The organism is Azotobacter salinestris, assembly GCF_009363155.1.
In the GTDB taxonomy this organism is placed as follows: domain Bacteria; phylum Pseudomonadota; class Gammaproteobacteria; order Pseudomonadales; family Pseudomonadaceae; genus Azotobacter; species Azotobacter salinestris.
Window position 1 is genome coordinate 4,381,369 of the sequence record NZ_CP045302.1, and the last position, 26,275, is coordinate 4,407,643.

A 26,275-nucleotide genomic window follows, 5' to 3' on the forward strand; every position below is an offset into this window, starting at 1 on the left:
TGCCGGCGTGGCGGTTTCATCCCTCGCCGTTGCAGCGAGGGGCTTGATCGATTTCTATCCAATGAGTTCTGGCCTGTGAACGACTGTTTTGTCATAAGAACGAAACTTTTCCGGCTGCCAGGAGATAAGAATTCATGAAAAATAGCTGCTGCCCGGTAAAACCCCTCTAATTTGGGGCCTTTTAAGCCGGACGGCACGAGCCCGCCGCTCGCGGGGTCGGTGTCGTGTTTCCGGAGCATGCGACGAAGGGTCACGCTGCGGCCTGTCATCATCAAAAGGCGTGCCAACGGGTACGCGCTAACTGCCTGAGGCACTGGAAGATTCCCATGTCGGATCGTTACGAACTCGTTCTCACCTGCCCGAAGAGCCTGGAAGGCCTGCTCGCCGAGGAGGCGGCCGGCCTGGGCCTGACCGAGGTCCGCGAGCAGGTCGCCGGGGTGCAGGGCCGGGGCGACCTGGAAACCGCCTACCGGCTGTGCCTCTGGTCGCGTCTGGCCAACCGCGTGTTGCTGGTGCTCGGGCGCTTTCCGGTGGGCAGCCCCGATGAGCTGTACCAGGGCGTGCAGGCGGTCGACTGGCAGGATCATCTGCTGCCGAGCGGCAGCCTTGCGGTGGAGTTCAGCGGCCACGGCTCGGGCATCGACAACAGCCATTTCGGCGCGCTCAAGGTCAAGGACGCCATCGTCGACCAACTGCGCCGGCACAGCGGCCAGCGCCCCTCGGTGGACAAGCTCAATCCGGACCTGCGCATCCACCTGCGCCTGGATCGGGGCGAGGCGGTGCTGTCCCTCGACCTCTCCGGGCACAGCCTGCACCAGCGCGGCTACCGTCTGCAGCAGGGCGCCGCGCCGCTCAAGGAGAACCTCGCCGCGGCCATCCTGATCCGCGCCGGCTGGCCGCGCATCGCTGCCGAGGGCGGGGCGCTGGCCGACCCCATGTGCGGGGTCGGCACCTTCCTGGTCGAGGCGGGGATGATAGCCGCCGACATCGCGCCCAACCTGCGTCGCGAGCAGTGGGGCTTCAGCAATTGGCTGGGGCATGTTCCGGCGCTGTGGAAGAAGCTGCATGCCGAGGCCGAGGCGCGCGCCGCCGCCGGCCTGTCCCGGCCGCCGCTGTGGATTCGTGGCTACGAGGCCGACCCGCGGCTGATCCAGCCCGCGCGCAACAACATCGAGCGCGCCGGGCTGGACGGCTGGGTACGGGTTTACCAGGGCGAGCTGGCCACCTTCGAGCCGCACCCGGACCGCGGCCAGACCGGCCTGGTGGTGTGCAACCCGCCTTACGGCGAGCGCCTGGGCGATCCGGCCAGCCTGCTCTATCTCTACCAGCATCTCGGCGAACGCCTGCGCAGCCGCTGCGAGGGCTGGGAGGCGGCGGTGTTCACCGGTGCGCCGGAGCTGGGCAAGCGCATGGGCATCCGCAGCCACAAGCAGTACGCCCTGTGGAACGGCGCGCTGCCCTGCAAGCTGCTGCTGTTCAGGGTCGTGCCGGAGCAGTTCGTCACCGGGCGCAACGAACCGGCGCAGAACGACGCACGGATGATCGGCGGCCAGTTGGTGGAGCGCCCGCCAGCGGTGCGCAGCGCGCCGGCGCGGCTCTCCGAGGGCGGGCAGATGTTCGCCAACCGCCTGCAGAAGAACCTCAAGACCCTGGGCAAGTGGGCGCGCCGCGAGGGCATCGAGTGCTACCGGCTGTACGACGCCGACATGCCGGAATACGCCCTGGCGGTGGATCTGTACCGCGACTGGGTGCACGTGCAGGAGTATGCGCCGCCGCGCTCGATCGATCCGGAGAAGGCCCAGGCGCGTCTGCTCGATGCCCTGGCGGCGATTCCCCAGGCGCTGGACATCGACCCGGCGCGGGTGGTGATCAAGCGCCGCGAACGCCAGGTCGGCAAGAGGCAGTACGAGCGGCAGGACCAGCAGGGGCGCTTCATGGAGGTCGGTGAGGGCGGCGTGAAGCTCCTGGTCAACCTCACCGACTACCTGGACACCGGACTGTTCCTCGACCACCGTCCGCTGCGCCTGCGCATCCAGCGCGAGGCTGCCGGCAAGCGTTTTCTCAACCTGTTCTGCTACACCGCGACGGCCACCGTGCACGCGGCCAGGGGCGGTGCGCGCAGCACCACCAGCGTCGACCTGTCGAAGACCTACCTGGACTGGGCGCGGCGCAACCTGGCGCTGAACGGCTTTTCCGAGCGGAACCGGCTGGAGCAGGCCGATGTGATGGAGTGGCTGGCCGCCGACCGCGGCGAGTACGAACTGATCTTCATCGACCCGCCGACCTTCTCCAACTCCAAGCGCATGGAGGGGGTGTTCGACGTGCAGCGCGATCACGTGCGCCTGCTCGATCTGGCCATGGCCCGCCTGGCCAGGGGCGGGGTGCTGTATTTCTCCAACAACTTCCGCAAGTTCCAGCTCGACCCCGCGCTCGAGCAGCGCTACGCAGTGGAGGAGATCAGCGCGCAGACCCTGGATGCGGATTTCGCCCGCAACCCGAAGATCCACCGGGCCTGGCGGCTGCAGGCCAGGCAGCCGGGCTGAGAGGAGAGGGCCGCTCCGGCGGGCGGCCCGTTCGGACGATCAGCGCTGGGCCGTGCTGGTCTGTTTCGGCTGGCGATACAGGTCGACCAGCACCTGGTCGAGGATCGACGAGGCGCCCCAGGGCCGCGAGTGGTTGAGGATGGCGACCACTGCCCAGGTGTTGCCATTCTGGTCGCGGCTGAAGCCGGCGATGGCGCGCACGGTGTTCAAGGTGCCGGTCTTGATGTGCGCCTCGCCGACCAGCGGGGTGCGGCGCAGGCGCTTGCGCATGGTGCCGTCCATCGCCACCAGCGGCATCGAGGCGATGAATTCGGCGGCATAGGGGCTGTGCCAGGCGGCCTTGAGCATCTCGGCCATTTCCCGGGCGCTGATCCGCTCGATCCGCGACAGGCCGGAGCCGTTCTCCATCACCAGATGCTGCGCGTCGATGCCCTTGCGCGCCATCCACTGACGCACCGCGCGGTATGCCGCCTGGGCGTCGTCGGCGTCGGCGTCGGCGCCGTTGCGGTACTGCCGGCCGATGCTGAGGAACAGCTGGCGGGCCATGGTGTTGTTGCTGAACTTGTTGACGTCGCGAATGATCTCGACCATGTCCGGCGAGAAGGCACGGACCAGCATGCGGGCCTGCCGGGGTACGCTGCCGAGGCGGTCCTGCCCCTGGATGCTGCCGCCCAGCTCCTGCCACATCGCGCGCACGGCGCCGGCGGCATAGGTCTGGTGATCGAGCGGGGCGATGTAGCTCTGCGCGCTGCAGCCGGCCGGCAGCTTGCCGGTAACCACCATGCTGTAGCCGCTCTGCTGCGGAATCAGGTTGTAGCGCACGTCCGGCCAGTCCGGGCAGGCGCCGGCCGGCAGCGCCTTGACCTGGTTGTCGATGGTCATGCCGGCGATCGGCGGCTCGACGCTGACCTGCACCTTGCCGGGCTCGGCGCGGGCGATGAAGCGCATGGCCTTGAGGTTGATCAGCAGGGAGTCGGGCTCGACCAGGAAAGGCTTGCTGCTGTCGCCGCCATCATCATTGAAGGTCGGCAGTTGCGGCTGCATGAAGTGGCTGCGGTCGAGCACCAGGTCGCCGCGCACCTCGCGCACTCCGTTGGCGCGCAGGTCGCGCATCAGCAGCCAGAGCCTTTCCATGTTCAGCTTGGGGTCGCCGCCGCCCTTCAGGTACAGGTTGCCGTCCAGCACGCCGTCGCGCACCGGGCCGTCGGCGTAGAACTCGGTGTGCCACTTGTGGGTCGGGCCGAGCAGCTCGAGGGCGGCATAGGTGGTCACCAGCTTCATCGTCGAAGCCGGGTTCAGCGGCACGTCGGCGTTGATATAGGTCGGAGTGCCGGGTCCGGTGAGCGGCAGCACCACCAGGGACAGGGCATCGCCGGGGAGCTTGTGGGCGCTCAGCGCCTGCTGGACATTCTTCGGCAGCGTGGTGTTGATCTGGGCCGCGCTCGCCGACAGTGCGAACGGCAGCAGCAGGCTGGCAATGGCAAGCCGGCGGAAAGTTGCAATCATCGAGGGTGCCCTCCGACTCAGGGCTGAACGAAGCGAAATGGGTGGAAAGTCCGGCTGCTTCCGGGAACGGATTCGCATTATGCCCGAAGCGGGGCGGCCGATGGCTGTTCGATGCACAGGACCGGCTGCCGTTCGGCTCAGCGCGGCAGGGCATCCGTGTCGGTGCGGGCGGCACGCCATGCGCGCACTCGACGGCCGGCATGCAGGCTCAGCGCCACCAGCAGGGCCAGGAGCGCGCCGGCCAGGCTGGCGACCAGGCGCTCCCGGCTCAGCTGCCAGTCCTGCGCCAGGCTTTCGGCCAGCAGCAGGATGCAGAAGGTCATCTGCAGCACGTAGAGGCTGTAGCGGCCGACCTGGAAGGCGCGGTTGAGCAGGACCAGCGGCAGCACCAGGGCGACCATCTGCGCCGGACTCTGCAGGTTGTGGCCGAGCAGCACCAGGAGGCCGCTGGCGAGCAGGACGCTCAGGGCGATCTTGAAGGCGCGCGTCAGCCGGCCCTTGAGGTCGATCTGCAGACTGGTGACCACCGCCAGGGTCAGCCAGTAGCCGCGCGGCTCTCCGGTCAGGTTGACGATCAGCCCGGCGAGACCGCAGACCAGGGTGCAGCCCAGGGCATAGAGCCGCCACTGCGGCTGCGGCAGGCGCGCCGCATGCTGGCCCAGCACCTTCAGCACGCTGGGCAGGCGTGGCATGTAGGGCCACAGGCGCAGGCCGTGCAGGCCGCGCAGGCTGAAGGCGAGCAGGGTCGCCCAGAGCCCGCCGAGGGTGAACAGGGTGGCCACGGCATAGGGATTGGGCATGCTGCCCAGGCGCTGCTGACCCTGCCCGAGGCAGAGACAGACCAGCATGCCGAGGGCCAGCTTGCCGGCCTCGCGGCCGAAACGCTGCAGCCAGGCGAGCAGCAGGCCGCCGGCGGCAAAGACCAGCAGGCTCTCGACCGGACCGGGGGCGGACCAGAAGCCCAGGCCCGCGCTGCAGGCGCCAAGCAGGGTCAGCAGGAGCATGCGCAGCATGCCGAAACGGTGCAGGGGGTCGGCCTGGGCAGCCAGGAAGGCGCCGATCGACGCCCAGAGAAAGCCGGAATGGCCACTGAACAGCCCGAGCAGCAGGGGCAGGGCGCAGCCGAGGGTGGCCACGATGGCCGCTCCCCACGAGGGCGCGGCCGTCCAGCGGTGGCGGGCAGGCAGAAAGCGGAGCATCGGCTGCGTTCCTTCTTCCACTACGATGCGGCCGGGGGGCTTCGTGCCCCCGTGCCGGGCGATCCGGGCCAGCGAGGTGCAGAGGCCTATGCGGGACCGGAAAGGCCGGTCATTTCCCGGGCCATTTCGGTGGCATAGCCGTCGGTCATGCCGGCAATGAAGTCGATCATGCGCAGGAAGGCATGGTACAGCGGCCACTGCGGGTCCGGGGCATTGTTGCCGAGCAGGTCGAGGATGCGCCGGTTCTTGAACGACGTCCGGCGTCCGCCATGCTGCTCCAGCGCCGCGCCGCAGAAGGCGTCGAGCAGGATCTCCAGAGTGGTGTAGGCGCCGATCTCGTGGAGGGTCTTGCGCTTGTCGTGGAAGATCTTCTCGCGGGCGATGCGCTTGGCCTGCAGCACGCAGTCCTTGGCCGGTCCGTGCATGTGCTCGACCAGGTCTCCCGTCAGGCTGCCCTCGAGCAGGGCCTTCTGCTGTTCGACGAAGGCCCGGGCCGCCGCGTTGCTCAGGTGTTCGATGGCCTTGCCGCGCAGGATCGCCAGCTTGCGCCGTCGCGAGTCGCGCGGGCCGAGCTGGCGGTAGGACTCCGGCAGGTCGTCGCCGACCAGGCCGAGCAGCAGGGCCTCGACCTCGGGATAGTCCAGCAGCTCCATTTCCAGGCCGTCTTCCAGGTCGATCAGCGCATAGCAGATGTCGTCCGCCGCCTCCATCAGGTAGACCAGCGGATGGCGCGCCCAGCGCTGCTCGTCCTGCCGGGGCAGGCCGAGCTTGTCGGCGATCTGCTCGAGCAGCGGCAGCTCGCTCTGGTAGCAGCCGAACTTGTGCTTCTTGTAGCCCAGGGCCGGCGCATGGCAAGACGCCCAGGGATATTTGAGATAGGCGCCGAGGGTGGCGTAGGTGAGGCGGGTGCCGCCGTCGAACTGGTGGTATTCCAGCTGGGTGAGCACGCGAAAGCCCTGGGCGTTGCCCTCGAAGTGCAGGAAGTCGTCGCGCTCCGCGTCGCTCATCGCGTCCAGCCAGCCGCGCCCGGCCGCCTGGTGGAACCAGTGGCGGATGGCATCCTCGCCGGAATGGCCGAACGGCGGATTGCCGATGTCGTGGGCCAGGCAGGCGGACTGGACGATCATGCCGAGATCGACGGGGGCGCACCAGTCCGGCAAGGCATCGCGCAGCACCTCGCCGACCCGCATGCCCAGCGAGCGACCGACGCAGCTGACCTCCAGGGAGTGGGTCAGGCGGGTGTGGATGTGGTCGTTGCTGGACACCGGATGCACCTGGGTCTTGCGGCCCAGGCGGCGGAAGGCTCCGGAGAAGATGATGCGGTCGTGGTCCTTGTGAAAGGGGCTGCGGCCCAGTTCGTCGACGCTGTGCACCGATTTGCCCAGGCGTTCTCGGGTCAGTAGGGTTTGCCAGTCCAAAGCCATTCCTCGTTGTTCAGTGGGCAGCAGCCGGTGCAGGAGGGCGAGCGCCCGGAGTGCCGCGCGACTGCCAGCGCATCCTTGGGCAGTGTGCTGAATCCGTCAAGCCTGGGTCTTCGGCGAGACCTGCGGCGGTTTCGGCGGGCGGGTTTCCCGGTACTGCCGAAGGCCTGCGCTGACCAGGGGGTAGACCTCCAGGGCGAACAGCGCCAGCTTGCGGAAGCGGCCCAGGCGCTTGCCGAACAGGGTCAGCAGGAGCGCCGCGCTGACGGCCAGCGGCGTGCCCTTGCCCGGCCTGGCGCGGCTGGGCGCGAACAGGTTGCCGAACTGGCGCAGCGGATGGCGCAGGGGCTCGGCATGATAGTCGAGCTGTTGGCGCTGCATTTCCATGCGCAGGCGCACCAGCTCCTTGCGCATCTGCAGTGTGCTGCGGGGAGATGGACTCATGGCAGCAGCTCCCGGTTGCGCGCCAGTTCCTCGAGGGTCGCCTGGAAGGGGTGCTCGCTGCGCTGCGCCAGTTTCAGCGTGCGGGCGATGCAGAACACCAGGGCCAGACCGTAGGCGAGGCAGAGGACGAAGATGGCGGCCAGCCGGTGGCTGTCCCAGAAGACGACGACCACGGCCGCGGAGAGGCCGATGAGCAGCATCAGTCCGAACAGCAGGCTCAGGCTGGCGAAGATGAACAGCCGGAAGGCGTAGGCCTTCTCCTCCTGGAACTCGATGCCCAGCAGCTCCAGGTGGTTTTGCAGCAGGCCGAGCAGGGCGCCGCCGAACCGTTTCAGGGACGGCTTGCGATCTTCCCCGGACAGCGGCGGTGGCGAGACATCCATTGGCGACGACTCCCCAGGCGCTCAGCGGCGGCCGGCCAGCAGACCGAACAGCAGGCCGACTCCGGCGGCGATGCCGAGCGCCTTCCAGGGATTGCTGTGCACGTAGGCCTCGGTCGCCTCGATGGCTGCCTGCCCCTGCTCGCGCAGCCGGCCCTCGCTGTCCCTGAGGGTCTCGCGGGCGCGCTCGAGGTTGCTTTCGATCTTCGCCCGCAGCGCATCCGCCTCGTCGCCGGTCACGGCGGCGCCGTGGCGCAGCAGGCGTTCGGTGTCGTCGAGCAGGGCGTGGAATTCGTCGATCACCGCCTGCTGGGCACGCTGCAGGTTACGCCGGTGCACCGCGGCCGACGCGTACGGCTCCCAGCTGGCGGTAGAGCTGTCGAAGGCGGTCGACTGGGTCTGGCTGCTATCCATGATCATGCTGGATGGTCCTCATCACGTGGTGGGCAATCGCCGCCGGAGGCCGGTGGCGAGCAGGCAGGCCGCGCATCCGGGCGACCCGTGGTTCTGCCATAGGTTGTCTTGGTTGCATGTTAAACTTCAAGCTCCCTGTCGTTAGGAGGCTTTCATGCTTCCCGAGTGCCAACTGTTCGGAACCCTCGGCTGCCATCTCTGCGAGCAGGCCGAGGGGTTGTTGATGCCTTTCGTCGAGAGCGGCCTGCAGGTCGAACTGATCGACATTGCCGAGGACGAGTACCGGGCCGAGCGCTATGGCTTGCGCATTCCCGTGCTGCGACGGCTGGACAACGGCGACGAGCTGGACTGGCCTTTCGAGGCGGAGCAGGTGGCTTCCTTCCTCCGCCAGCCGGGGCTCAGCGACTGCTGAGCTGATTTTTCCGATCGCTGCGCCATTGCCAGGGCGGAGCGATCTCGGCCTGCGGCAGTCCCCAGAGGCCGCGCTGTTGCGACTTGGCCTCGGCTTCCAGTTGCGCCAGGCTCGAATCGCCGCTGGCTCCTCCGTAGGCCCAGGCCGATCCCTGACGAACCATTTCCCCATTGATATGGGTTTCGCCGAGGTAGACATGGGCCATCCTGGCGCCGTAGCGTTTCTGGTCGACGACCTCCAGTCTCACGCTCTTGTTGTAGACCAGCCGGAACAGCTGCAACTGGGCCAGCTGTCCGTAGGGCTGGCCGATCTCCGGGGCATCGAGATCGGCCAGATGGACCTCGAGCCGCTGCCTGGCCGGGCTCAGGCAGGTCAGGCTGTCGCCATCCTGTACGCGGATGACCCTGCACGTCTGTTCGGCAGCGGGGAGGGTAGGTGTGAACAACAACGCAATGACGCCGCATGCTCCAGCAGCAGTGAGTCTGTTCATCCTTCATGTCGCGAGAAATCCCTGCCTCCTCGGACAGGGGGGATAGCCTGTCACGCGCTGCGTGATCCGTCTTCTCGCATTCTCCAGGTCGGGGGCTATCGAACGGGCTGATGAAAAGCCGCGGCTATCGGCCTGCGGCCGTTTCTGACAACAAGCGGTATCGCTCTCGTTGACTGCCTGTCCGGGGCTGGACTGCTTGTCCCGGTGTTCCCTGTCACATCGGCAGGGATAAAGAGGAGAATAGTGGGCCTGGAGGGTAAGGCAAGGAGCCGGCGGCTCTAGCACGTGGCTTTGCCGCTTGGCGGGCCGGGTTCGTCACCGTCAGGCTGTGGGCTGCCGGTCTTGGCGCCTGTAGCGCAGCCAGGCAACTGCGGCCAGGCTGCCCATGGCGATGCCCAGCAGATCGGCGAGCAGATCGCGGTATTCGGCGATCCGATAGCCGCTCAGCCCCTGCAGGACCTCGATGGCGATGCCGTAGAGCAACAGGCCGGACGGCACCAGCCAGCGCCGTCCGGGAAAGCCCATGCGGCCGAGAAAGGCCAGCACGCCGAAGGCCAGCAGGTGGTTGCCCTTGTCCCAGCCGGTATCCAGCGGCGGGCTGACGTCCTTCATCAGCGCCAGCGCCAGCACCGCCGCCAGGCAGCCGCAGAAGGCCAGGCGCCAAAGCAGCAAAGGATTGGCGAGCAAGCGCGCGACGGGCATCGGCATGCGCTTTCTCAGGCACCCAGTTCGGCGCGCAGCGCCTCGTGGGCCGGGGCGGCATGGATGCCCAGCGCGGCCGCCAGTTGCAGCGTCTCCTCGAGATCGCAGGTGTACACCAGCACCGCCTGCAAGTCGTCGTCCAGCGGTTCGCTGAAGTCCACCAGCACGTAGCCTCCCCTCTCCGGGTAGAGGCTGCTCAATTGCACCTGGACGCGGTTGAGCGCCTTCAGGGGCTCCACCTTGTGCAGTTGCTTGGGCTTGAGCACGAAGGACACCTGCGGGCCGAACGAGGCGACGATCTGCTCGAACAGCTCTTCGTAGGTGTCCCCCTGGAACAGCACCGTCTCCGGCAGGCTGCCGACCACCACCCATTCGCCCAGGGGAATGGGGAAGCTGTCGTCGTAGTTGATGTCCGGATTGGCGGCGAGGAAGGCCTGCGGATCGGCATAGGCCTGCGCCGCCTCGTCGGCGATCCGGGCGATGTCCTCGTCGGCCAGGCAGCCCGAGCTGATCCGGCGGATGAGTTCCTGGAGTTGGTCTTTCATGGGCGGCCTCGATGGCTGGAGGGAAGACGGGCGATGCGTGTATGCAGCGCACCGGATGAGCGGCATTTCACGGCGCGGATTCTAGCCTATTCGCACGGCGTGGCCGGTTGGCGTCTTTACTGAGATCGGGACATGAGCCTCGATTCAAAAACGGAGCGATCGCTCGCCGTTCTCTTGATTGAACGATAATAGTGGCATTGTGCCTGTATCTCTTGTCGGGGTAATTTCCAGCGCGGGAAGCCGGGAGTGGCTTCTGCTGTTGCGACAGGAGGTGAGGCATGACCATCCGATTTTTGCAGCGTGACCCGGCGGTCGGCCGGCTCTGGGCCAAGAGCGGCCAGGGGCCGGGCCATGGCCTGCTCGCCCACCTGCGTCTGCAGGCAGCCAACCGGCACTGCGGCCTGTACGTCGCCTTGCCGACCCAGGCCGCCGGCAATGCCCTGTTCGAGCGTGCGCTGACCTTTCTGCAGGCCTTCGACGGGCAACAGCCTCTGGACATCCAGCTGGTTCACGGCGGCGCCCTGCTGGACGAGCATGTGCAGCGCCTGCGCGGCATTCATGGCGAGCGGGACGACAGCATCGGTTCGGCGACCTGGTTTTCCCGGGGCTGCCGGCCGCTGCTGTCGTCCTACGGCGTCGGCACCGTCGACCGGGCGCTGTTCGCCGCGCTGAACGTCAAGCATCACTTCGTCCGCCTGTGGGGGCTGGCCAACCGGGTGGTGGTGCTCGACGAGATGCACGCCTACGACGGCTACACCGGCAGCCTGATCGAGATCCTGCTGCACAGGCTCAAGGGCCTCGGCAGCTCGGTGGTGCTGATGAGTGCGACCCTGCCGGCGCAGCGGCGCGTTGCTTTGCCCGAGGGCCAGGCATGAGCAAAAGCTTCAATCTGCTCGACCAGCCATGGCTGCCGGTGTGCCTGCACGATGGGCGGGTTTGCGACTTGGGACTGCTGGAGCTGTTCGAGCGTGCCGGCGAAATCGGCGCCCTGGCGGAAACCGCGCCGCCCGGGCTGATCGCCCAGTACCGCCTGCTGCTGGCCATCGTGCATCGCGCGCTGAGCCGCGCCCAGGGACGCTGGACGGATGCCGACCGGGCGCGCTGGTATCGCCAGGGCCTGCCGGTCGAGGCCGTGCGCGACTACCTGGAGCACTGGCGCGAACGCTTCTGGCTGTTCCATCCCGAGCAGCCCTTCATGCAGGTGGCAGCCTTGGCCGAGGCCGCGGAAACCCGCGACCGGCACAAGCCCTGGTCGCAGATTTCCCTGGCCAGCGCCAACGGCAATGCGCCGGTGGTGTTCGATCACTCCTGCGATCTGGCGCCGTGCCCCATCGCCCCCGCCGATGCGCTGCGCACCCTGCTGGGCTTTCTGCAGTTCACCCCCGGCGGTCTGGTCAAGGTTCTGCGCGACGCCGACAAGGCCGGCGCGCTGGCCAATACCGCCGCGCTCATGCCGCTTGGCGAGTCGTTGGCGCAAAGCCTCTGCCTGGCCCTGCATCCGCCTACCCAGGCCGGCCACGAGGACCTGCCCAGTTGGGAGCGGGATTCGCCGGGCCTCGCGCAACTGCGCGGCGAGCCGACCCTGGCGAGTGGCCCCAACGATCGCTACAGCCGCCTGACCCGCGCCGTGCTGTTGCTGCCCGACGAGCAGGGGAAGGTGCAGTGGATACGCTTCGCCGCCGGTATCGCCCTGGCCGAGGACGCGCAAGCCCCCGATCCCATGGCCAGCTACCGTGCCGGCAGCCATGGCCTGGTGCGGCTGAGCTTTGCCGAGGGCCGCGCACTCTGGCGCGATCTGCCGGCCTTGCTGCCCGATGCCGGTGGCCAGGCGTCCCAGCCGGCGGCCGTTCTGGTCTGGGCAGCCAACCTGCAGTTTCAACTGGGAGGCAACGAGCAGCCTGTGCTGGTGGCTGGCCTGGCCAGCGACCAGGCCAAGTTGCTGCGCTGGCGCTCCGAGCGCATCGGCCTGCCGGCGGTGCTGCTGGCCTCGGTGGATTGCGCGAACGAGTTGCGCCGGCAGCTGCAGCGTGCCGAAGCGCTGTTCGGCGACATGCGCAGGCTCGCCGTCGGCATGCTGGCCGAAACCCTGCCCGATTCCGCCGGCAAGGACAGCTGGGCCAAGGCACGCAGCCTGTTCGATGCCAGCCCGGCGGCGGCGCTGTATTTCGCCACGGCCGAGCGTGCCCTGGGCCGGTTGATGACTCTGCTCGGCAGCGGCGACCCGGATCAGGCCGAAGCACTCTGGCAGCGCACCCTGCTGGCGGCGGCCCAGGTTGCCTGGCAGGCCATATGCGACGGTCTGGGCCGCTCGCCCGGGGCGCTGCGTGCCGAGGCCCGTGCCTATCCACGCCTGCTGGCGCGCCTGACTCCGCTGCGTTCCGTGAAGAATACTCCCTGCCCTCACCGACGAGGAGGCCCGAACATGAGCGATTACGCACCGCGCTTCATCGCGCACCTGGAAAGCCTGCACGAGCGCGACCGCGGCGCCTTGGCGGTGCTGCGCCGCAGCCTTGGCTTCGCCCCCGGCGCCTATCCGCCGGCCTATCCCCATGTGGAGCCTTTCGTCGCGGCCGAACGCCACGCCCGGGATGCCTCGCGCCTGGCGCTCTACGTGGTGGCCGGACTTTACGCCCTGCATCCCCGGCAGGGCAGGAAGAGCCTGGCCGCCGGCCTCGGCGAGCTGATGCGCCAGCGCGACGGCGCCGGCACCGAGCAGCGCTTCATCGCCCTGCTGGGCGCCGATGCCGAGAACCTGGCGGTCTACCTGCGCCAGGTGGTCGGCCTGCTGGCCGCCGGCGACCTGCCGCTGGACTACGTCGCCCTGCTCGAGGATCTGCACCTCTGGCTCGACCCGTGGATCGACCCCGAGCGGCGCGATGTCGTGCGCCAGCGCTGGGCGCGGGATTTCTACCGGGTACTGGCGGCTTCTGCCGGCGAACAAGCGCTAATCCCTGCCAACGATTGAGAAGGACATCATGAGTCTGTTCATCGAATTCCACCTGATCCAGAACTTCGCCCCGTCCAACCTCAACCGTGACGACACCGGCGCACCCAAGGACGCGCTGTTCGGCGGCCACCGCCGGGCGCGGGTGAGCAGCCAGTGCTTCAAGCGCGCCATCCGCCTGGCCGCCCGCGAGCATGAGCTGGTGGCGCCGGAGTTTCGCGGGGTGCGCACCCGCAAGCTCCAGGCCCTGCTGCTGGAGCGCCTGGCCGGCCGCGATTCGCTCGAGGCGCAGGGCAGGATCGCAACCGCTCTGGCCGCCGCCGGCCTCAAGCTCAAAGACGACGGCAGGACCGAGTACCTGCTGTTTCTCGGCGAGTCGGAAATCGCCGGCTTCGCTGGACTGGTCGAGCAGCACTGGGACGAGCTGGCCGCAGCGCCCGCCGGCGACGGCAAGAAGGGCAAGAAGGAAGCCAGGGCCAGCGCGCCGGCCGAGGTGGTGAAGAAGGCCAAGGCCCTGCTCGATGGCGGCAAGGCCGTGGACGTGGCGCTGTTCGGACGCATGCTGGCCGATCTGCCGGAGGTCAACCGGGAGGCAGCCTGCCAGGTGGCGCACGCCATCAGCACCCACCGCGTCGAGCGCGAGTTCGACTACTTCACCGCCGTCGACGACAGGGGCGGCCCCGGCGAAACCGGCGCCGGGATGATCGGCCAGGTCGAGTTCAACTCCGCGACCCTCTACCGCTACGCGGTGGTCGATGCGTGCAAGCTGCTGGGCAACCTGCAGGGCGACCGCGAGCTGACCCTGGCGGCGCTGGAGGCCTTCACCCAGGCCATGGTGCGCGCCATTCCCAGCGGCAAGCAGAACAGCTTCGCCGCGCACAACCTGCCCGGCTTCGTCGGCGTCTGCCTGCGCCATGGCGGCCCGCTGAGCCTGGCCAACGCCTTCGAGAAGCCGGTGAGCCCGCGCGCAGACAGCTCGCTGAGCCGCCAGTCGGTCGAGCGGCTCGCCGGCCATGAGGACAGGCTGGCGGCCGTCTATGCCGACGGCCGCGACCAGTGGGCCTACCTCGATCTGAGCGAGGCCTGGCCGGCGCAGAAGGGCTGGCGGGCGGCGAACCTGAAAGAACTGGCGGCCTGGGTGCGCGAGCAGGCCGCCTCCCGGCTGGAGGCCTGAGCATGGCCACCCTGCTGATGCGCCTGCAGGGGCCGCTGCAGTCCTGGGGGACCACCAGCCGTTTCGACGAGCGCGATACGCAACTGGAACCGTCCAAGTCCGGTGTGCTCGGCTTGGTCTGCGCCGCCCTCGGGCGTGATCGCGGGGAGCCGCTGGCCGACCTGGCGGCCCTGCGCATGGGCGTGCGGATCGACCGTGAGGGCTTGCCGATGCGCGACTACCAGACCGCCACGGGCGTGCTGCTCGCCAGCGGCAAGCCCGACCTGCGCCGTACCGTGGTCAGCCCGCGCTTCTACCTGGCGGATGCGGCGTTCCTGGTCGGCCTGGAGGGTGAGGACGAAGCGCTGCTGGCGCGCATCCATGCCGCCCTGCGCGTGCCGTTCTGGCCGCTGGCCTTGGGCCGCAAGAGCTTCGTCTCGGGCCTGCCGGTCTGGCTGGCGGACGGCCTCTCGCCCCTGCCGCTGGGGCAGGCCCTGGCCGGCTATCCGCGCCTGACGCCGGCCCGGCGGGGCGAAGAGGGACAGCCGCTGCGTTGCCTGCTGGAGGACGAGCGCGAGGGCGCCATCCGTCTGGACCAGCCGGTCGCGCCTTTCGCCGAGCGGCGCTTCGGCCCGCGCTTCGTGAAATCGGGAGTGCTGCATGCACCTGACCAAACTGACGCTTGACCCGCGCAGCGCCCAGGCCCGTCGCGACCTGAGCGATGCCTATGAAATGCACCGCACCCTGGCGCGCGCCTTCGCCGCGGACGCGCAGAGCCGGCCCGCGCGCTTTCTCTGGCGCCTGGAGGCGGACGGCAATGCCTGGGCCACCCCGGTGGTGCTGGTGCAGGCCGGCGCCGAGGCCGACTGGTCGGCCTTGCAGGCGCTGCCCAACTACCTGCAGCGGCCCGTCGAGAACAAGCGGCTGGCGCTCGAGGCGTGGATCGAGAATGGCGTGCGCTACCGCTTCCGCCTGCAGGCCAACCCGACCGTCAGCCGTCAGGGCAAGCGCTACGGCCTGGTGGGCGAGGCCGAGCAGCTGGCCTGGCTCGGCCGGCAGGGCGAACGCCACGGCTTCGCCGTCGAGGCGGCCCTGGTGACGGCCAGCGACCTGCTGGTCTCCCGCAAGGGCGCAGGGCGCATCAGCGTGCAGCGGGCCTGCTTCGAGGGCCTGCTCCGGGTGCAGGACCCGGCGGCCTTCGGTCATGCCCTGGCGACAGGCATCGGCCCGGCCAAGGCCTTCGGCTGCGGCCTGCTCAGCGTGGCGCGCCTCTGATGCCGCCGCCGCTCAAAGCGCCTGCGGGGATGAGCTGGACACGCGCTGCGGCGTACCTTCGTCCGGCACATGTTCCCCGCATCCGCGGGAGCGCGTCGCAAAAGGCATTGGCGGACTTCCCGATGAAAAGCGCCCTCATACCTTTTTCGGTCAATGGAACGATCATGGTGGCGGTATATTCTTCAATCATCCCTGCCCTGCAGGGATGAACCGGGACAACCTGCGACCATGCGCGTAGCTGACGAGCATTCCCCGCCTTCGCGGGGCTGATCCGCAGGCCCGACACGATCGGGCATGGCCGCTCAGGCGGTCTGCCCGATTCGCTTTTTTCCTGTCTTCCGATCCTTGCCGATGGCGCCGCTCAGCGCGGGCCGATTTCCCGGCGCAGCGCGGCGATGCTGCGCCGGTGGGCGAGTTCGGCCGCGCTCTGGTCGTAGTGCTGGCTACCCATGCGAGCAAAGGCGTGCTCGCAGCCGGGGTAGCTGTAGAGTTCGATGTTCGCTTTGCCGCCCAGTCCGGCAAAGATCGCCGCCCGGGCCTCGGCCGGGCAGAACCCATCCTTCTCGGCGATGTGCAGCACCAGGCGGCCGCGGATGTTCGCGGCCTCGTCCAGCAGGCGTTCGATGCCGACCCCGTAGTAGCCGACCGAGCAGGCGACATCGCTGCGGGCGGCGGTCAGATAGGCGAGCTTGCCGCCCAGACAGAAGCCGACGAAGCCGGCGCCGGCTGGCGCGTCCACTTCCGGCATCCGGCGTGTCGCGGCCAGGGTGGCGACGATGTCCTCGATGCCCTTGTCGATATCGAACCGGCCGAGGAGGGCGAAGGCCTTCTCCCGTTCGGCTCCCGCATAGCCCAGCTCGACGCCAGGCTCGATGCGCCAGAACAGATCGGGCGCGACGGCGACGTAGCCTTCCCCGGCATACCGGTCGGCCACGGCGCGGATGTTGGCGTTGATGCCGAAGATCTCCTGCCCGATGACCACGGCTGGGCCACGGCCGCCCGGCGGCAGGGCGACATAGGCGCTGAAGTGGCCGCTGCCATCGGTGGCTTCGATCTGCAGGGTGGAATCCATGGTTTTCTCCTCGTTTCCAGGGGACTGCTCGGGGGGACTGGCTTCGCGTGAAAGTCGCCGTCCGCAGGAGCCGTTCAGCTCGGATTAACCTGCCAGGCTTAAGCTCGCGACAGGCTCACACGCCTCTAGGGCGCGTGTTGCAGGGTGGTTTCCGAGTCCGGCATGCGGGCTTTTTCCCGGTTCTGGGAAAAAAGTTCCCAGGCAACCGAATATTTTTTCCAATGCAATCAAGTTGCAATAAAGCATTGCCAAGATTCCGCCCCATTCCAGCGATACGCCAAACACTCGTGTGTTTTTCAAAGTTCGATGAAAAGGGGAAATCCTTGATGATCCGCAAGCACTTCGCCGGTGTTGTCGCCAGCGCCCGGGCGCTGGGCATCCCGGCCCAGGCTGCCGCAGGTACCGTCGTGTCCGTCAGCGTTGTCGAGTTCAACTTCGGAGAGAGCGTCTGATGAGCCGGCAGGAGAAGCGAGCAATGAGCAGGAAGTCGACGCTGACCCTGGCCGTGGTGGCCGGTACCTTGGGATTGCCGATGACGGTGCAGGAAGCGGCGGCTGCGTTCATCGAGGACAGCAAGGCCAACCTGACCTTCAAGAACTTCTATATCAACCAGGACACCCGCAACCAGGATCGCCCCCGCTCGGAGGAATGGGGCCAGGGCTTCCTGTTCGAATTCAAGTCCGGCTTCACCGAGGGCCCGGTCGGTTTCGGCCTGGACCTGATCGCCCAGCACGCCATCCGCCTGGACGGCGGCGGTCGTGCCGGCAAGGACGACATCGACCGTACTCCGGGCTCGGTGTTCCCGCTGGAAAGCAACGGCAAGGGCAAGACCGACTTCGGCCGGGTCAATGCGACCGGCAAGATGCGCATCTCCGAAACCGTGGCCGAGCTGGGCGTCCTGCGTCCCAAGCTGCCGGTGGTGGTCACCAACGATGGCCGTCTGCTGCCGCAGCTCTACCATGGCGCGCAGATCACCTCCAAGGAGTTCAAGGACCTGACCCTGGTCGCCGGTAAGCTCGAGCACTCGACCGAGCGTAACTCCAGCGACAGCTACGGCCTGTCCATCGCCGGTGCCAATAGCGGCAGCAGTGCCCAATTCAGCAACAAGTTCTACTATGGCGGCGCCGACTACAAGGTCACCAAGGACCTGATGCTGCAGTACTACTTCGGCAACTTGGAAGACTTCTACGAGCAGCATTTCGTCGGCCTGGTGCACAACTGGGCGCTGCCGGTCGGTGTGCTGAAGACCGATCTGCGCTACTGGAACAGCGACTCTGCCGGCGCTAACTCGCGCGCCTCCGGCCGTGCCGAGGGCTACCGGAGCGCCGGCTACTGGAGTGCCGGCGATCCCGAGCGTGGCGAGGTCGACAACAACACCTGGAGCGCCCTGTTCACCTATACCGTGGGTGGCCATGAATTGAAGGCGGGTTACCAGAAGCTCACCGGCAACAGCGACTTCCCGGTCCTCAACCAGGGCGGTCATTCCGTTCCGCTGATCACCGACGCCACGGTGGAGAAGTTCACCCGGGCCGGCGAGCAGACCTGGCTGGCCGGTTATGCCTACGACTTCGCCAAGGTCGGCATTCCGGGGTTGAAGACCAGTATCGCCTATTTCAGCGGCGACGATATCGATGCCAACGGCAGCGATCTGGAAGAGTGGGAGCGGGATTTCCGCGTGGACTACGTCCTGCAGGACGGCGCTCTCAAGGGCCTCGGTCTCACTTGGCGCAACTCGATGGTGCGCGGCATTCGCGAGCGCGACGACAACCGTCTGTACGTGACCTACACGCTTCCCCTGCTGTAAGCCCGGGTCCGGGACGGGCCTTTCCGTCCCCTTGGCTTTCGCGTATTTCATCCGGTGTAATTGGCCCCGCTTCGGCGGGGCTTTTTTTCGTCCGGTCGAAGGGGCAGACTGCGGACATGCCGATCATCACGCTCTCCCGACTGTCCGACCTTCCCGCCAGCGACTGGGACGCCCTGTTGCCGGATGGCCAGCCCTTTCTGCGGCATGCCTTTCTCGCCAGCCTGGAAGACAGCGGCAGCGTCGGTGGGCGCAGTGGCTGGCAGCCGGCGCACCGGCTGCTCCGCGATGCCGCCGGCCGGCTGCTGGCGGCGCTGCCGGCGTACGTGAAGACGCATTCCTACGGCGAATACGTGTTCGACTGGGCCTGGGCGGATGCCTGCCGGCGGGCCGGCATCCGCTACTACCCCAAGCTGCTCTGCGCGGTGCCCTTCACCCCGGTCGGCGGCGCGCGCCTGCTCGGCGAGACGCAGGCGGCCGGCGCACTGCTCGATGCCCTGACCGGCGAGCTGCACGAGCAGGGATTCTCCAGCCTGCACGTGAACTTCACCGATCCGCCGGCCGATGCGCTGCTGGCCGGCCGGGAGGGCTGGCTGCAGCGGCTGGGTTGCCAGTTCCACTGGTTCAACCGCGGCTACCGGGACTTTCAGGACTTTCTCGATGCGCTGGCCTCGCGCAAGCGCAAGCAGTTGCGCAAGGAGCGCGAGCAGGTGGCGGGGCAGGGCATCGCGTTCGACTGGCGCGAGGGGCACCAGCTCGATGAGGCCGACTGGGACTTCGTGCATGCCTGCTATGCCAACACCTACCGGGTGCGCGGCCAGGCGCCCTATCTGACGCGCAGTTTCTTCAGCCAGCTGGCCGAACGCATGCCCGAGGCGATCCGTGTGGTGCTGGCCCGCCGCAATGGCCGTCCGCTGGCGATGGCCTTCAGCCTGGTCGGCGGCGACAGCCTGTACGGCCGCTACTGGGGCTGTCTCGCCGAGTTCGACCGGCTGCACTTCGAGACCTGTTTCTATCAGGGCATCGAGCACGCCCTGGCCCACGGGCTCCGGCGCTTCGACGCCGGCGCCCAGGGCGAGCACAAGCTGATCCGCGGTTTCGAGCCGGTGATCACCCGCTCCTGGCATTACCTGCTGCATCCGGGGCTGCGCCAGGCGGTGGCGGATTTTCTGCGGCAGGAGGAGGCCGGAGTGCTGGCCTACGCGGACGAGGCGCGGGAGCAACTGCCCTACCGGCAGGGGTAGGGCAGGGCGGTCTGCCCCGCCCGTTTCAGAGGGTTATGAGGGATCAGAGCTTCTTCGCCGACTTGATCAGCACCGGCTCGCGCGGCACGTTCTGCTGCATGCCCCGCGAGCCGGTCGGCACCTGGGCGATCTGGTCGACCACCTCCATGCCGCGCACCACCTTGCCGAACACCGCATAGCCGAAGTCGCGCGCGCCGTGGTCGAGGAAGGCGTTGTCCTTGTGGTTGATGAAGAACTGGCTGTTCGCCGAGTTCACCGCCTGGGTGCGCGCCATGGCCAGGGTGCCGCGCACGTTGTGCAGGCCGTTGTCGGCCTCGTTCTTGATCGGCGGCTGGGTGGGTTTCTGCTTCATGTCGGCGTCGAAGCCGCCGCCCTGGATCATGAAGCCGGGGATGACCCGGTGGAAGATGGTGCCGTTGTAGAACCCCGAATCCACATAGGAGAGGAAGTTCTTCACGCTGATCGGCGCCTTTTCGGCTTCCAGTTCGATTTCGATTTCGCCGAGGCTGGTGTCCAGCAGGACGCGGGGCTTTTCCGCGGCCAGCAGGTTGACGGCGAACAGCAGGGTACCGGCGGCAAGGGCGAGTTTCTTCAGCATGTCGAGCTTTCCTTGTAGTTCTGCAGGGAGCTTGCTAGACCGGTGCGCAGACGGAGCGTTCCCGGTTGTCCGGATGATAGCCTCAGCCACTGGCTAGAGGAGCGGCGAAGGGGGCATTCAGCGGAGCGCTGTCGAAAGTCTTGATCAGCTCCACAAGAATCTGCGTGGCCGGGCCGAGGGGCTTGTCTTTGTCGGCGTAGAGCAGGAAGCGAGGCCGGTGGGTCGCGCCTTCCGCCAGCGGCAGGGGCTTGAGCAGGCCTTCGGCGAGTTCGCGGCGGATCAGGTGGCAGGGCAGCCAGGCGAAGCCAAGGCCGCTGCCGACGAAGGTCGCCGCGGTGGCCAGGCTGCCCACCGTCCAGCGCTGTTCAGCGCCGAGCCAGCCGATGTCGCGCGGCTGCTGGCGGCCGGTGTCGCGGATCACCACCTGCATCTGGCTTTCCAGGTCGGTCGCGCTCAGGGTGCGCTGCAGGCGATGCAGCGGGTGGTCGGGATGGGCGACGGCGACGAATTCCACCTCGCTCAGCGCGCTGCCCAGGTAACCGGGAATGCTCAGGCTGGAGATCGCCAGGTCGGCTCCGCCTTCCAGCAGCACCTCCTCGACCCCGGAGAGCACTTCCTCGCGCAGGCGCACGCGGCAGCCGCGGCTCTGCGGCATGAAGGCGGTCAGGGCGCGGACCAGGCGCAGGGTCGGGTAGGCGGCATCCACCACCAGGCGGACCTCGGCCTCCCAGCCCTGTTCCATGTGGTGGGCGAGGTCTTCAAGCTGGCTGGCCTGCTTGACCAGCTGCCGTGAGCGGCGCAGCAGCACGGTGCCGGCCTCGGTCAGCACCGCCTTGCGTCCCTCGATGCGCAACAGCGGCACGCCGAGTTGCTCCTGCATGCGCGCGACCGTGTAGCTGACGGAGGACTGCGAGCGGTGCAACACCTCGGCAGCCTGGGCGAAACCGCCGTGGTCGACCACTGCCTGCAGGGTGCGCCATTGATCCAGGGTGACGCGGGGGGCTTTCATGAAGGCGTTCCTCTGCCGGTTGCCGGCACTGTCGTCCTTGCCTATCGCCAGCAAGCTGGCTTCTACGGGGAGGCTTTGAGGGTCAGATTATCAATCGATTTTAGCGATAATTCAGGGCAGATTTTTGCGCTTTTTTATCGGGTTGTTCCTTTCTAACCTGTCCACATCGAGTCGCACAACCCAAGGAGAAGCCCATGTCCCGTGTTCTGGTCATCGAAAGCAGTGCCCGCAAGGAAGGTTCCGTTTCCCGTCAGCTCACCGCCGAATTCCTGGATAACTGGAGGGCGGCGCACCCGGACGACGAGATCGTCGTGCGCGATCTGGCGAACGAGCCGGTGCCGCATCTGGACATCGACCTCTTGGGCGGCTGGACCAAGCCCGCCGGGCAGCAGAGCGAGGCGGAGCAGGCGGCGCTGGCGCGCTCCGAGCGACTGACCGCGGAACTGCTCGGCGCCGATGTGCTGGTGCTGGCCACGCCCATGTACAACTTCGCCATTCCCAGCACCCTGAAGGCCTGGCTCGACCACGTGCTGCGCGCCGGGGTGACCTTCAAGTACACCGAGAACGGCCCGCAGGGCCTGCTGACCGGCAAGCGCGCCTTCGTGCTGACCGCCCGCGGCGGCATCTATTCGGGCAGCCCCCTGGATCACCAGGAGCCCTACCTGCGCCAGGCACTGGGCTTCATCGGCATCCATGACGTCAGCTTCATCCATGCCGAAGGGCTGAACATGGGCGGCGATTTTCTGCAGAAGGGGCTGGCCCGGGCCAAGGAGAAGCTGGCCCAGGTGGCCTGAGTTTCCTCAGGCCGGAAGGTAGTGGTTCAGTGCAGCACGTCGTGGAGAACTTCGTAGATCAGCCCGGTGGCGAGGGTCACCAGTACCACATCGGTGCCCGCCAGGCGCCATTCGTAACCTTCGTAGCGGGGCAACTGGCTGGTCAGACGGCTGTCGAAGTTCCTGGCGATGCCGGGCGGCAGCGGCTTGCCGCGGGCCAGTTGCTTGCGGATGCCCGGGGGCAGCGGCTGGGCATCGCCGATCAGGCGGCGGTTCTCGCCAAGCACGATGCGTACTCGGCCGATGTCGATGGTGGGGGCCTGCACCCTGACCGACAGGTCGCCGTCACCGTGATGATGATTGCCTTGGTGATGTCCCTTGTCCGCGGGAGGGGCGCTGTGGGCGATTGCGGCGAAAGTCAGGGCGGTGGCGACCGCCAGCAGGCGGGAAGTCTTGCGCATGTCGTGTTGCTCTCGTGGGCGCCAAGGGGCGCAGTGCCAGCCATTGCAGCCAGGGCGCCGCTGCGTCGTCAAGCGAGCCGTCCGAAGCTGCGCAACATTTCGCACTCCGGACGGGTGTTCCGCCGCGAGTCACGCTAGGCTATGCAGCCGTTTCATCCGTCCGATCGAGGTAGCCCCGTGTTTTCCCAATTCGCCCTGCACGAACGCCTGCTCAAGGCGCTGGCCGAACTGAATTTCGTCGAGCCCACGCCGGTGCAGGTGGCGGCGATTCCGCCGGCCCTGGAGGGGCGCGACCTGCGGGTGATCGCCCAGACCGGCAGCGGCAAGACCGCGGCCTTCGTGCTGCCCCTGCTCAACGGCCTGATCGGCGACGCCCGGCCGCGGGTGAGCATCCGCGCGCTGATCCTGCTGCCGACCCGCGAGCTGGCGCAGCAGACCCTCAAGGAGGTCGAGCGCTTCTCGCAGTTCACCTTCATCAAGTCGGGGCTGGTCACCGGCGGGGAGGACTTCAAGGTACAGGCGGCGCTGCTGCGCAAGGTGCCGGATATCCTGATCGCCACGCCGGGACGCCTGATCGAACATCTGAACGCCGGTCATCTCGATCTCAAGGAAGTGGAAGTGCTGGTGCTCGACGAAGCCGACCGCATGCTCGACATGGGTTTCGCCGAGGACGTGCAGCGTCTGGTCGAGGAGTGTGCCAACCGCCGGCAGACCCTGCTGTTCTCCGCCACCACCGGCGGCTCCGGCCTGCGCGAGATGGTCGCCAAGGTGCTGCGCGAACCGCAGCACCTGATGCTCAACGCGGTCGGCGAACTTTCCGAAACCACCCGCCAGCAGATCGTCACGGCCGACGATCCGGCCCACAAGGAGCGCCTGGTGCACTGGCTGCTGGAGAACGAGGCCTACCGCAAGGCGATCGTCTTCACCAATACCCGCGCCCAGGCCGACCGGCTCTACGGGCATCTGGTCGCCGCCGGCCACAAGGCGTTCGTCCTGCACGGCGAGAAGGACCAGAAGGAGCGCAAACTGGCCATCGAGCGGCTCAAGCAGGGAGGCGCCCGGGTGCTGGTGGCCACCGACGTGGCCGCGCGCGGGCTGGACGTGGAGGGCCTGGATCTGGTGATCAACTTCGACATGCCGCGCTCTGGCGACGAGTACGTGCACCGCGTCGGCCGCACCGGCCGGGCCGGTGCCGAGGGCCTGGCGCTCTCGCTGATCTGCCACAACGACTGGAACCTGATGTCGAGCATCGAGCGCTACCTCAAGCAGCGCTTCGAGCGGCGCGTCATCAAGGAGCTCAAGGGCAGCTACCAGGGGCCGAAGAACCTCAAGGCTTCCGGCAAGGCCGCCGGTACCAAGAAGAAAAAGACCGATGACAAGAAGGGCGGCAAGAAGCCGACCGCCAAGGCCGCCCCAAGGCGCAAGCCCGCAGGCCCGTCCCTGGTCAGCCAGGACGGTCTGGCGCCGCTCAGGCGCCGCACGCCGCCGGCGGAATGAAGGCTATTCCCGCTGCAGGTAATGCACGCTGAACAGCGCCTGCGGATCGGTCCACATGGCCAGGGCGCGAAAGCCGGCGCGACCGGCCAGGGCACGGAAGCCCTCGGCGGTGTATTTGTAGGAGTTCTCGGTATGCAGGCTTTCGCCGGCGGCGAAGTGGAAGTGCTCGCCTTCGATCAGTACGTCCTGCGCCTGGGCGCTGACCAGATGCATCTCGATCCGCGAGTCGGCCTGGTTGAAGAAGGCCCGGTGGATGAAGGTGTCCGGCGCGATGTCGCTGTCCAGCTCGCGGCGGATGCGCTCCAGAAGGTTCAGGTTGAAGGCCGCGGTGACCCCGGCCCGGTCGTTGTAGGCCGCCTCCAGCACGTCCCGGTCCTTGACCAGATCGACGCCGATCAGCAGGCCGCCGCCTTCCGGCAGCAGCTCGTGGAGGTTGGCGAGAAAGGCCAGGGCCTCCTCGGGATCGAAGTTGCCGATGCTGGAACCGGGGAAGAAGGCCAGCGGATGCTCGCCGGCAAAGCCGTCCGGCAGGCTCATCGGTCGGCAGAAGTCGGCGCAGGCGGCATGCACTTCCAGCCAGGGATAGTCGTCCGCCAGGCGCTGGGTGCTGCTGCGCAGGAAGTCCTCGGAGATGTCGATGCCCAGATAGCTGGCAGGGTGCATGGCCTCCAGCAGCAGTCGCACCTTGCGGCTGGCGCCGCTGCCCAGTTCCACCAGGCTGGCGTCCTGTCCGGCGATCTCGGCGATGTCGTGGGCGGCGCGGGCAAGGATCAGTTCTTCGGTGCGCGTCGGATAATACTCAGGCTGCCGGCAGATCTGCTCGAACAGCTCGGAGCCACGACGATCGTAGAACAGCTTCGGCGGCGTCGCCCTGGGCCGCTCGGCGAAGCCGGCGAGCACTTCTTCGCGCAGGGAGCGACCGGCATCCTGCGGGCGCTGATCATGGAAACGAATGGAAAGTGGCACGCTCAAGCCTCCTTGGCCAGGCGCAGCCCGGCGAATTGCCAGCGCATGGCTGGGTAGAAGAAGTTGCGATAGGTGGCGCGGATGTGCGTCTGCGGGGTGACGCAGCAGCCCCCCCGCAGGACCATCTGCCCGCACATGAACTTGCCGTTGTATTCGCCGAGGCTGCCCGGCAATGGCTTGAAGCCCGGGTAGGGGCGGTAGGCGCTGGCGGTCCACTCCCAAACATCGCCATACAGCTGGGATATGGGGGCGGCCTGTGACGAGGCGACCGGCTGCAGATGCTCGCTTTCGAGGAAGTTGCCGGCGATCGGCTGGTTGCGGGCGGCGATTTCCCATTCCGCCTCGCTGGGCAGGCGGGCGCCGGCCCAGCGGGCATAGGCGTCGGCCTCGTAGAAGCTGATGTGGCAGACCGGCGCCTGCAGATCCAGCGGGCGCAGGCCGCCCAGGGTCATCTCCAGCCAGCGGTCGTCCGCGCGCTGCCAGTACAACGGCGCATGCCAGCCGGCCTGCCGGACCAAACCCCAGCCATCGGCCAGCCAGAGCTCCGGGCGGGCATAGCCGCCGTCGTTCATGAAGGCGAGGTACTCGGCGCAACTCACCGGCCGGCTGGCCAGGCGGAAGCCCTCGAGGAACTGGTGGTGCCGCGGTGTCTCGCAATCGAAGGCGAAGCCCTCTCCGCCGTGGCCGATCTGGTGCAGGCCACCGGAGTAATCCTTCCAGTGAGACTCGTCCGGCAGTTGTGTGGGGCCCGGCTGCAGGTCGGTACGGTAAGCGGGCCGCAGCGGGTTCTGCGCGAGGATGTGCAGGATGTCCATGAGCAGCAGTTCCTGATGCTGCTGCTCGTGCTGCAGGCCCAGCTCGACGCGACGGGCGATCTCCGCGGCATGCTCCGCCGGTGGCTGGGCCAGCAACTCGCCCATGGCCGCATCGACATGCTGGCGGTAGCGATAGACCTCGGCCACCCCGGGGCGCGAGAGCAGTCCGCGACTGGCGCGGGGAAAGGGTTGGCCGTGGGTCTCGTAATAGGAGTTGAACAGGTGGTCGTAGGCCTCGTCCACCACCCGGTAACCCCGCAGGAAGGGCTGCAGCACGAAGGCTTCGAAGAACCAGCTGACATGGGCCAGATGCCATTTCGGCGGGCTCACGTCGGGCATGCTCTGGATGACGTAATCCTCGATCTGCAATGGGGCGCAGATCGCCTCGCTGGCGGCGCGGATGCGCTGGAAGCGCTCCGTGAGAGAGGCAGAGCCGGCTGGGGCGTTCCGGGGATGGGGCGAGTGAGGGGGCTGCATCGTTCGGCGTTCCTGGGAAATGAGCAAACCTTTCTCCTTATGCCTTTCCTGCGGGGCTTGCCTGCACCCGCTGCGGGGCGGATCCGCAGCCGGCTTGACGAGGCTGGCCTTCGATAGACTGCCCGGGGATAGGG

26 protein-coding genes and 1 pseudogene are annotated in these 26,275 nt (G+C 67.7%); 12 read left to right on the top strand and 15 right to left on the bottom strand.

The genetic code is table 11. The features are described from left to right. The first annotated feature begins 326 nt into the window (after positions 1–326). Positions 327–2,543: a bifunctional 23S rRNA (guanine(2069)-N(7))-methyltransferase RlmK/23S rRNA (guanine(2445)-N(2))-methyltransferase RlmL gene (rlmKL, locus tag GCU53_RS20585; RefSeq protein WP_152389247.1), complete on the top strand. Its 2,217-nt coding sequence runs from the start codon at positions 327–329 to the stop codon at positions 2,541–2,543. 39 nt (positions 2,544–2,582) lie between these two features. On the opposite strand, the gene dacB is transcribed toward rlmKL, so the two are convergent. The 6 genes from dacB to GCU53_RS20615 form a co-directional block, all read right to left on the bottom strand. Next, complete coding sequence (gene dacB, locus GCU53_RS20590; protein ID WP_152389248.1) at positions 2,583–4,049, bottom strand: D-alanyl-D-alanine carboxypeptidase/D-alanyl-D-alanine endopeptidase; 1,467 nt, start codon at positions 4,047–4,049, stop codon at positions 2,583–2,585. A 137-nt stretch (positions 4,050–4,186) separates the two neighbouring features. Then, entirely contained in the window at positions 4,187–5,248 is a 1,062-nt protein-coding gene (locus GCU53_RS20595) for an FUSC family protein (protein ID WP_244306892.1), read from the bottom strand. A gap of 86 nt (positions 5,249–5,334) precedes the next feature. Beyond that, positions 5,335–6,666, bottom strand: a complete 1,332-nt coding sequence (locus tag GCU53_RS20600) for a deoxyguanosinetriphosphate triphosphohydrolase (RefSeq protein WP_152389249.1) — start codon at positions 6,664–6,666, stop codon at positions 5,335–5,337. A gap of 102 nt (positions 6,667–6,768) precedes the next feature. After that, a complete protein-coding gene (locus tag GCU53_RS20605) occupies positions 6,769–7,113 on the bottom strand; it encodes a hypothetical protein (RefSeq protein ID WP_152389250.1) in 345 nt (114 codons plus the stop codon). Beyond that, on the bottom strand, positions 7,110–7,496 hold the full coding sequence (locus GCU53_RS20610) for a phage holin family protein (protein ID WP_152389251.1): 387 nt from the start codon (positions 7,494–7,496) through the stop codon (positions 7,110–7,112). The genes GCU53_RS20605 and GCU53_RS20610 overlap by 4 nt, the downstream gene beginning before the upstream one ends. 21 nt (positions 7,497–7,517) lie before the next feature. Beyond that, positions 7,518–7,913: an ElaB/YgaM/YqjD family protein gene (locus tag GCU53_RS20615; protein ID WP_244306894.1), complete on the bottom strand. Its 396-nt coding sequence runs from the start codon at positions 7,911–7,913 to the stop codon at positions 7,518–7,520. Positions 7,914–8,061: 148 nt separating this feature from the next. Here GCU53_RS20615 and GCU53_RS20620 point away from each other — a divergent pair, with 148 nt between their 5' ends. Further along, positions 8,062–8,319 (top strand): glutaredoxin family protein, encoded by a 258-nt coding sequence (locus GCU53_RS20620; protein WP_152389252.1) that lies wholly within the window; start codon positions 8,062–8,064, stop codon positions 8,317–8,319. Here the strand turns inward: GCU53_RS20620 and GCU53_RS20625 are convergent. From GCU53_RS20625 to GCU53_RS20635, 3 genes are all read right to left on the bottom strand, one after another. Next, complete coding sequence (locus GCU53_RS20625; RefSeq protein ID WP_152389253.1) at positions 8,306–8,809, bottom strand: thermonuclease family protein; 504 nt, start codon at positions 8,807–8,809, stop codon at positions 8,306–8,308. The genes GCU53_RS20620 and GCU53_RS20625 overlap by 14 nt on opposite strands. A 321-nt stretch (positions 8,810–9,130) precedes the next feature. Then, positions 9,131–9,517 (bottom strand): VanZ family protein, encoded by a 387-nt coding sequence (locus GCU53_RS20630; protein ID WP_244306896.1) that lies wholly within the window; start codon positions 9,515–9,517, stop codon positions 9,131–9,133. An 8-nt stretch (positions 9,518–9,525) separates the two neighbouring features. Then, on the bottom strand, positions 9,526–10,056 hold the full coding sequence (locus GCU53_RS20635) for a hypothetical protein (protein ID WP_152389254.1): 531 nt from the start codon (positions 10,054–10,056) through the stop codon (positions 9,526–9,528). 356 nt (positions 10,057–10,412) lie between these two features. Here GCU53_RS20635 and GCU53_RS20640 point away from each other — a divergent pair. From GCU53_RS20640 to cas6e, 5 genes and pseudogenes are all read left to right on the top strand, one after another. Then, positions 10,413–10,913: pseudogene (locus tag GCU53_RS20640) on the top strand (CRISPR-associated helicase/endonuclease Cas3); the annotation flags it as partial. Positions 10,914–10,927: 14 nt separating this feature from the next. After that, a complete protein-coding gene (gene casA, locus GCU53_RS20645) occupies positions 10,928–13,021 on the top strand; it encodes a type I-E CRISPR-associated protein Cse1/CasA (RefSeq protein WP_341873522.1) in 2,094 nt (697 codons plus the stop codon). A gap of 10 nt (positions 13,022–13,031) precedes the next feature. Further along, positions 13,032–14,174 (top strand): type I-E CRISPR-associated protein Cas7/Cse4/CasC, encoded by a 1,143-nt coding sequence (gene cas7e, locus GCU53_RS20655; RefSeq protein WP_152389255.1) that lies wholly within the window; start codon positions 13,032–13,034, stop codon positions 14,172–14,174. Between the two features lie 2 nt (positions 14,175–14,176). Next, positions 14,177–14,839, top strand: a complete 663-nt coding sequence (gene cas5e / locus GCU53_RS20660) for a type I-E CRISPR-associated protein Cas5/CasD (RefSeq protein ID WP_152389256.1) — start codon at positions 14,177–14,179, stop codon at positions 14,837–14,839. Then, complete coding sequence (gene cas6e, locus GCU53_RS20665; protein ID WP_152389257.1) at positions 14,814–15,428, top strand: type I-E CRISPR-associated protein Cas6/Cse3/CasE; 615 nt, start codon at positions 14,814–14,816, stop codon at positions 15,426–15,428. Before cas5e ends, cas6e begins: the two co-directional genes overlap by 26 nt. A gap of 361 nt (positions 15,429–15,789) precedes the next feature. Here the strand turns inward: cas6e and GCU53_RS20670 are convergent, their stop codons facing one another. After that, positions 15,790–16,500: a dienelactone hydrolase family protein gene (locus GCU53_RS20670; protein ID WP_152389258.1), complete on the bottom strand. Its 711-nt coding sequence runs from the start codon at positions 16,498–16,500 to the stop codon at positions 15,790–15,792. Positions 16,501–16,826: 326 nt separating this feature from the next. Here GCU53_RS20670 and GCU53_RS26615 point away from each other — a divergent pair, with 326 nt between their 5' ends. From GCU53_RS26615 to GCU53_RS20685, 3 genes are all read left to right on the top strand, one after another. Next, a complete protein-coding gene (locus tag GCU53_RS26615; protein ID WP_280115844.1) occupies positions 16,827–16,952 on the top strand; it encodes a hypothetical protein in 126 nt (41 codons plus the stop codon). Between the two features lie 23 nt (positions 16,953–16,975). Next, positions 16,976–18,304 carry an OprD family porin gene (locus tag GCU53_RS20680; protein ID WP_152389260.1) on the top strand — a complete coding sequence of 443 codons (1,329 nt, stop codon included), beginning with the start codon at positions 16,976–16,978 and terminating at the stop codon, positions 18,302–18,304. Positions 18,305–18,420: 116 nt separating this feature from the next. Continuing rightward, positions 18,421–19,545: a GNAT family N-acetyltransferase gene (locus GCU53_RS20685; RefSeq protein WP_152389261.1), complete on the top strand. Its 1,125-nt coding sequence runs from the start codon at positions 18,421–18,423 to the stop codon at positions 19,543–19,545. A gap of 43 nt (positions 19,546–19,588) precedes the next feature. On the opposite strand, the gene GCU53_RS20690 is transcribed toward GCU53_RS20685, so the two are convergent. Together GCU53_RS20690 and GCU53_RS20695 are read right to left on the bottom strand one after the other, a co-directional pair. Next, the gene (locus GCU53_RS20690) at positions 19,589–20,143 is read right to left on the bottom strand and encodes a peptidylprolyl isomerase (protein WP_152389262.1); all 555 of its coding nucleotides are present in this window, start codon (positions 20,141–20,143) and stop codon (positions 19,589–19,591) included. A gap of 82 nt (positions 20,144–20,225) precedes the next feature. Next, the gene (locus tag GCU53_RS20695; protein ID WP_152389263.1) at positions 20,226–21,152 is read right to left on the bottom strand and encodes a PA3225 family LysR-type transcriptional regulator; all 927 of its coding nucleotides are present in this window, start codon (positions 21,150–21,152) and stop codon (positions 20,226–20,228) included. Positions 21,153–21,346: 194 nt separating this feature from the next. Here GCU53_RS20695 and GCU53_RS20700 point away from each other — a divergent pair, with 194 nt between their 5' ends. Next, complete coding sequence (locus tag GCU53_RS20700; RefSeq protein WP_152389264.1) at positions 21,347–21,946, top strand: FMN-dependent NADH-azoreductase; 600 nt, start codon at positions 21,347–21,349, stop codon at positions 21,944–21,946. A gap of 26 nt (positions 21,947–21,972) precedes the next feature. Here GCU53_RS20700 and GCU53_RS20705 read toward each other — a convergent pair whose 3' ends face one another. Next, positions 21,973–22,386, bottom strand: coding sequence for an anti-virulence regulator CigR family protein (locus GCU53_RS20705; RefSeq protein ID WP_152389265.1), 414 nt, complete (start codon positions 22,384–22,386; stop codon positions 21,973–21,975). 177 nt (positions 22,387–22,563) lie between these two features. Between GCU53_RS20705 and GCU53_RS20710 the strand changes: the two genes are divergently transcribed. Continuing rightward, positions 22,564–23,883, top strand: a complete 1,320-nt coding sequence (locus tag GCU53_RS20710) for a DEAD/DEAH box helicase (protein ID WP_152389266.1) — start codon at positions 22,564–22,566, stop codon at positions 23,881–23,883. 3 nt (positions 23,884–23,886) lie between these two features. On the opposite strand, the gene egtD is transcribed toward GCU53_RS20710, so the two are convergent. Beyond that, positions 23,887–24,849 carry an L-histidine N(alpha)-methyltransferase gene (egtD, locus tag GCU53_RS20715; protein ID WP_152389267.1) on the bottom strand — a complete coding sequence of 321 codons (963 nt, stop codon included), beginning with the start codon at positions 24,847–24,849 and terminating at the stop codon, positions 23,887–23,889. 2 nt (positions 24,850–24,851) lie between these two features. After that, positions 24,852–26,141, bottom strand: coding sequence for an ergothioneine biosynthesis protein EgtB (egtB, locus tag GCU53_RS20720; protein WP_152389268.1), 1,290 nt, complete (start codon positions 26,139–26,141; stop codon positions 24,852–24,854). Positions 26,142–26,275: the final 134 nt, after the last annotated feature.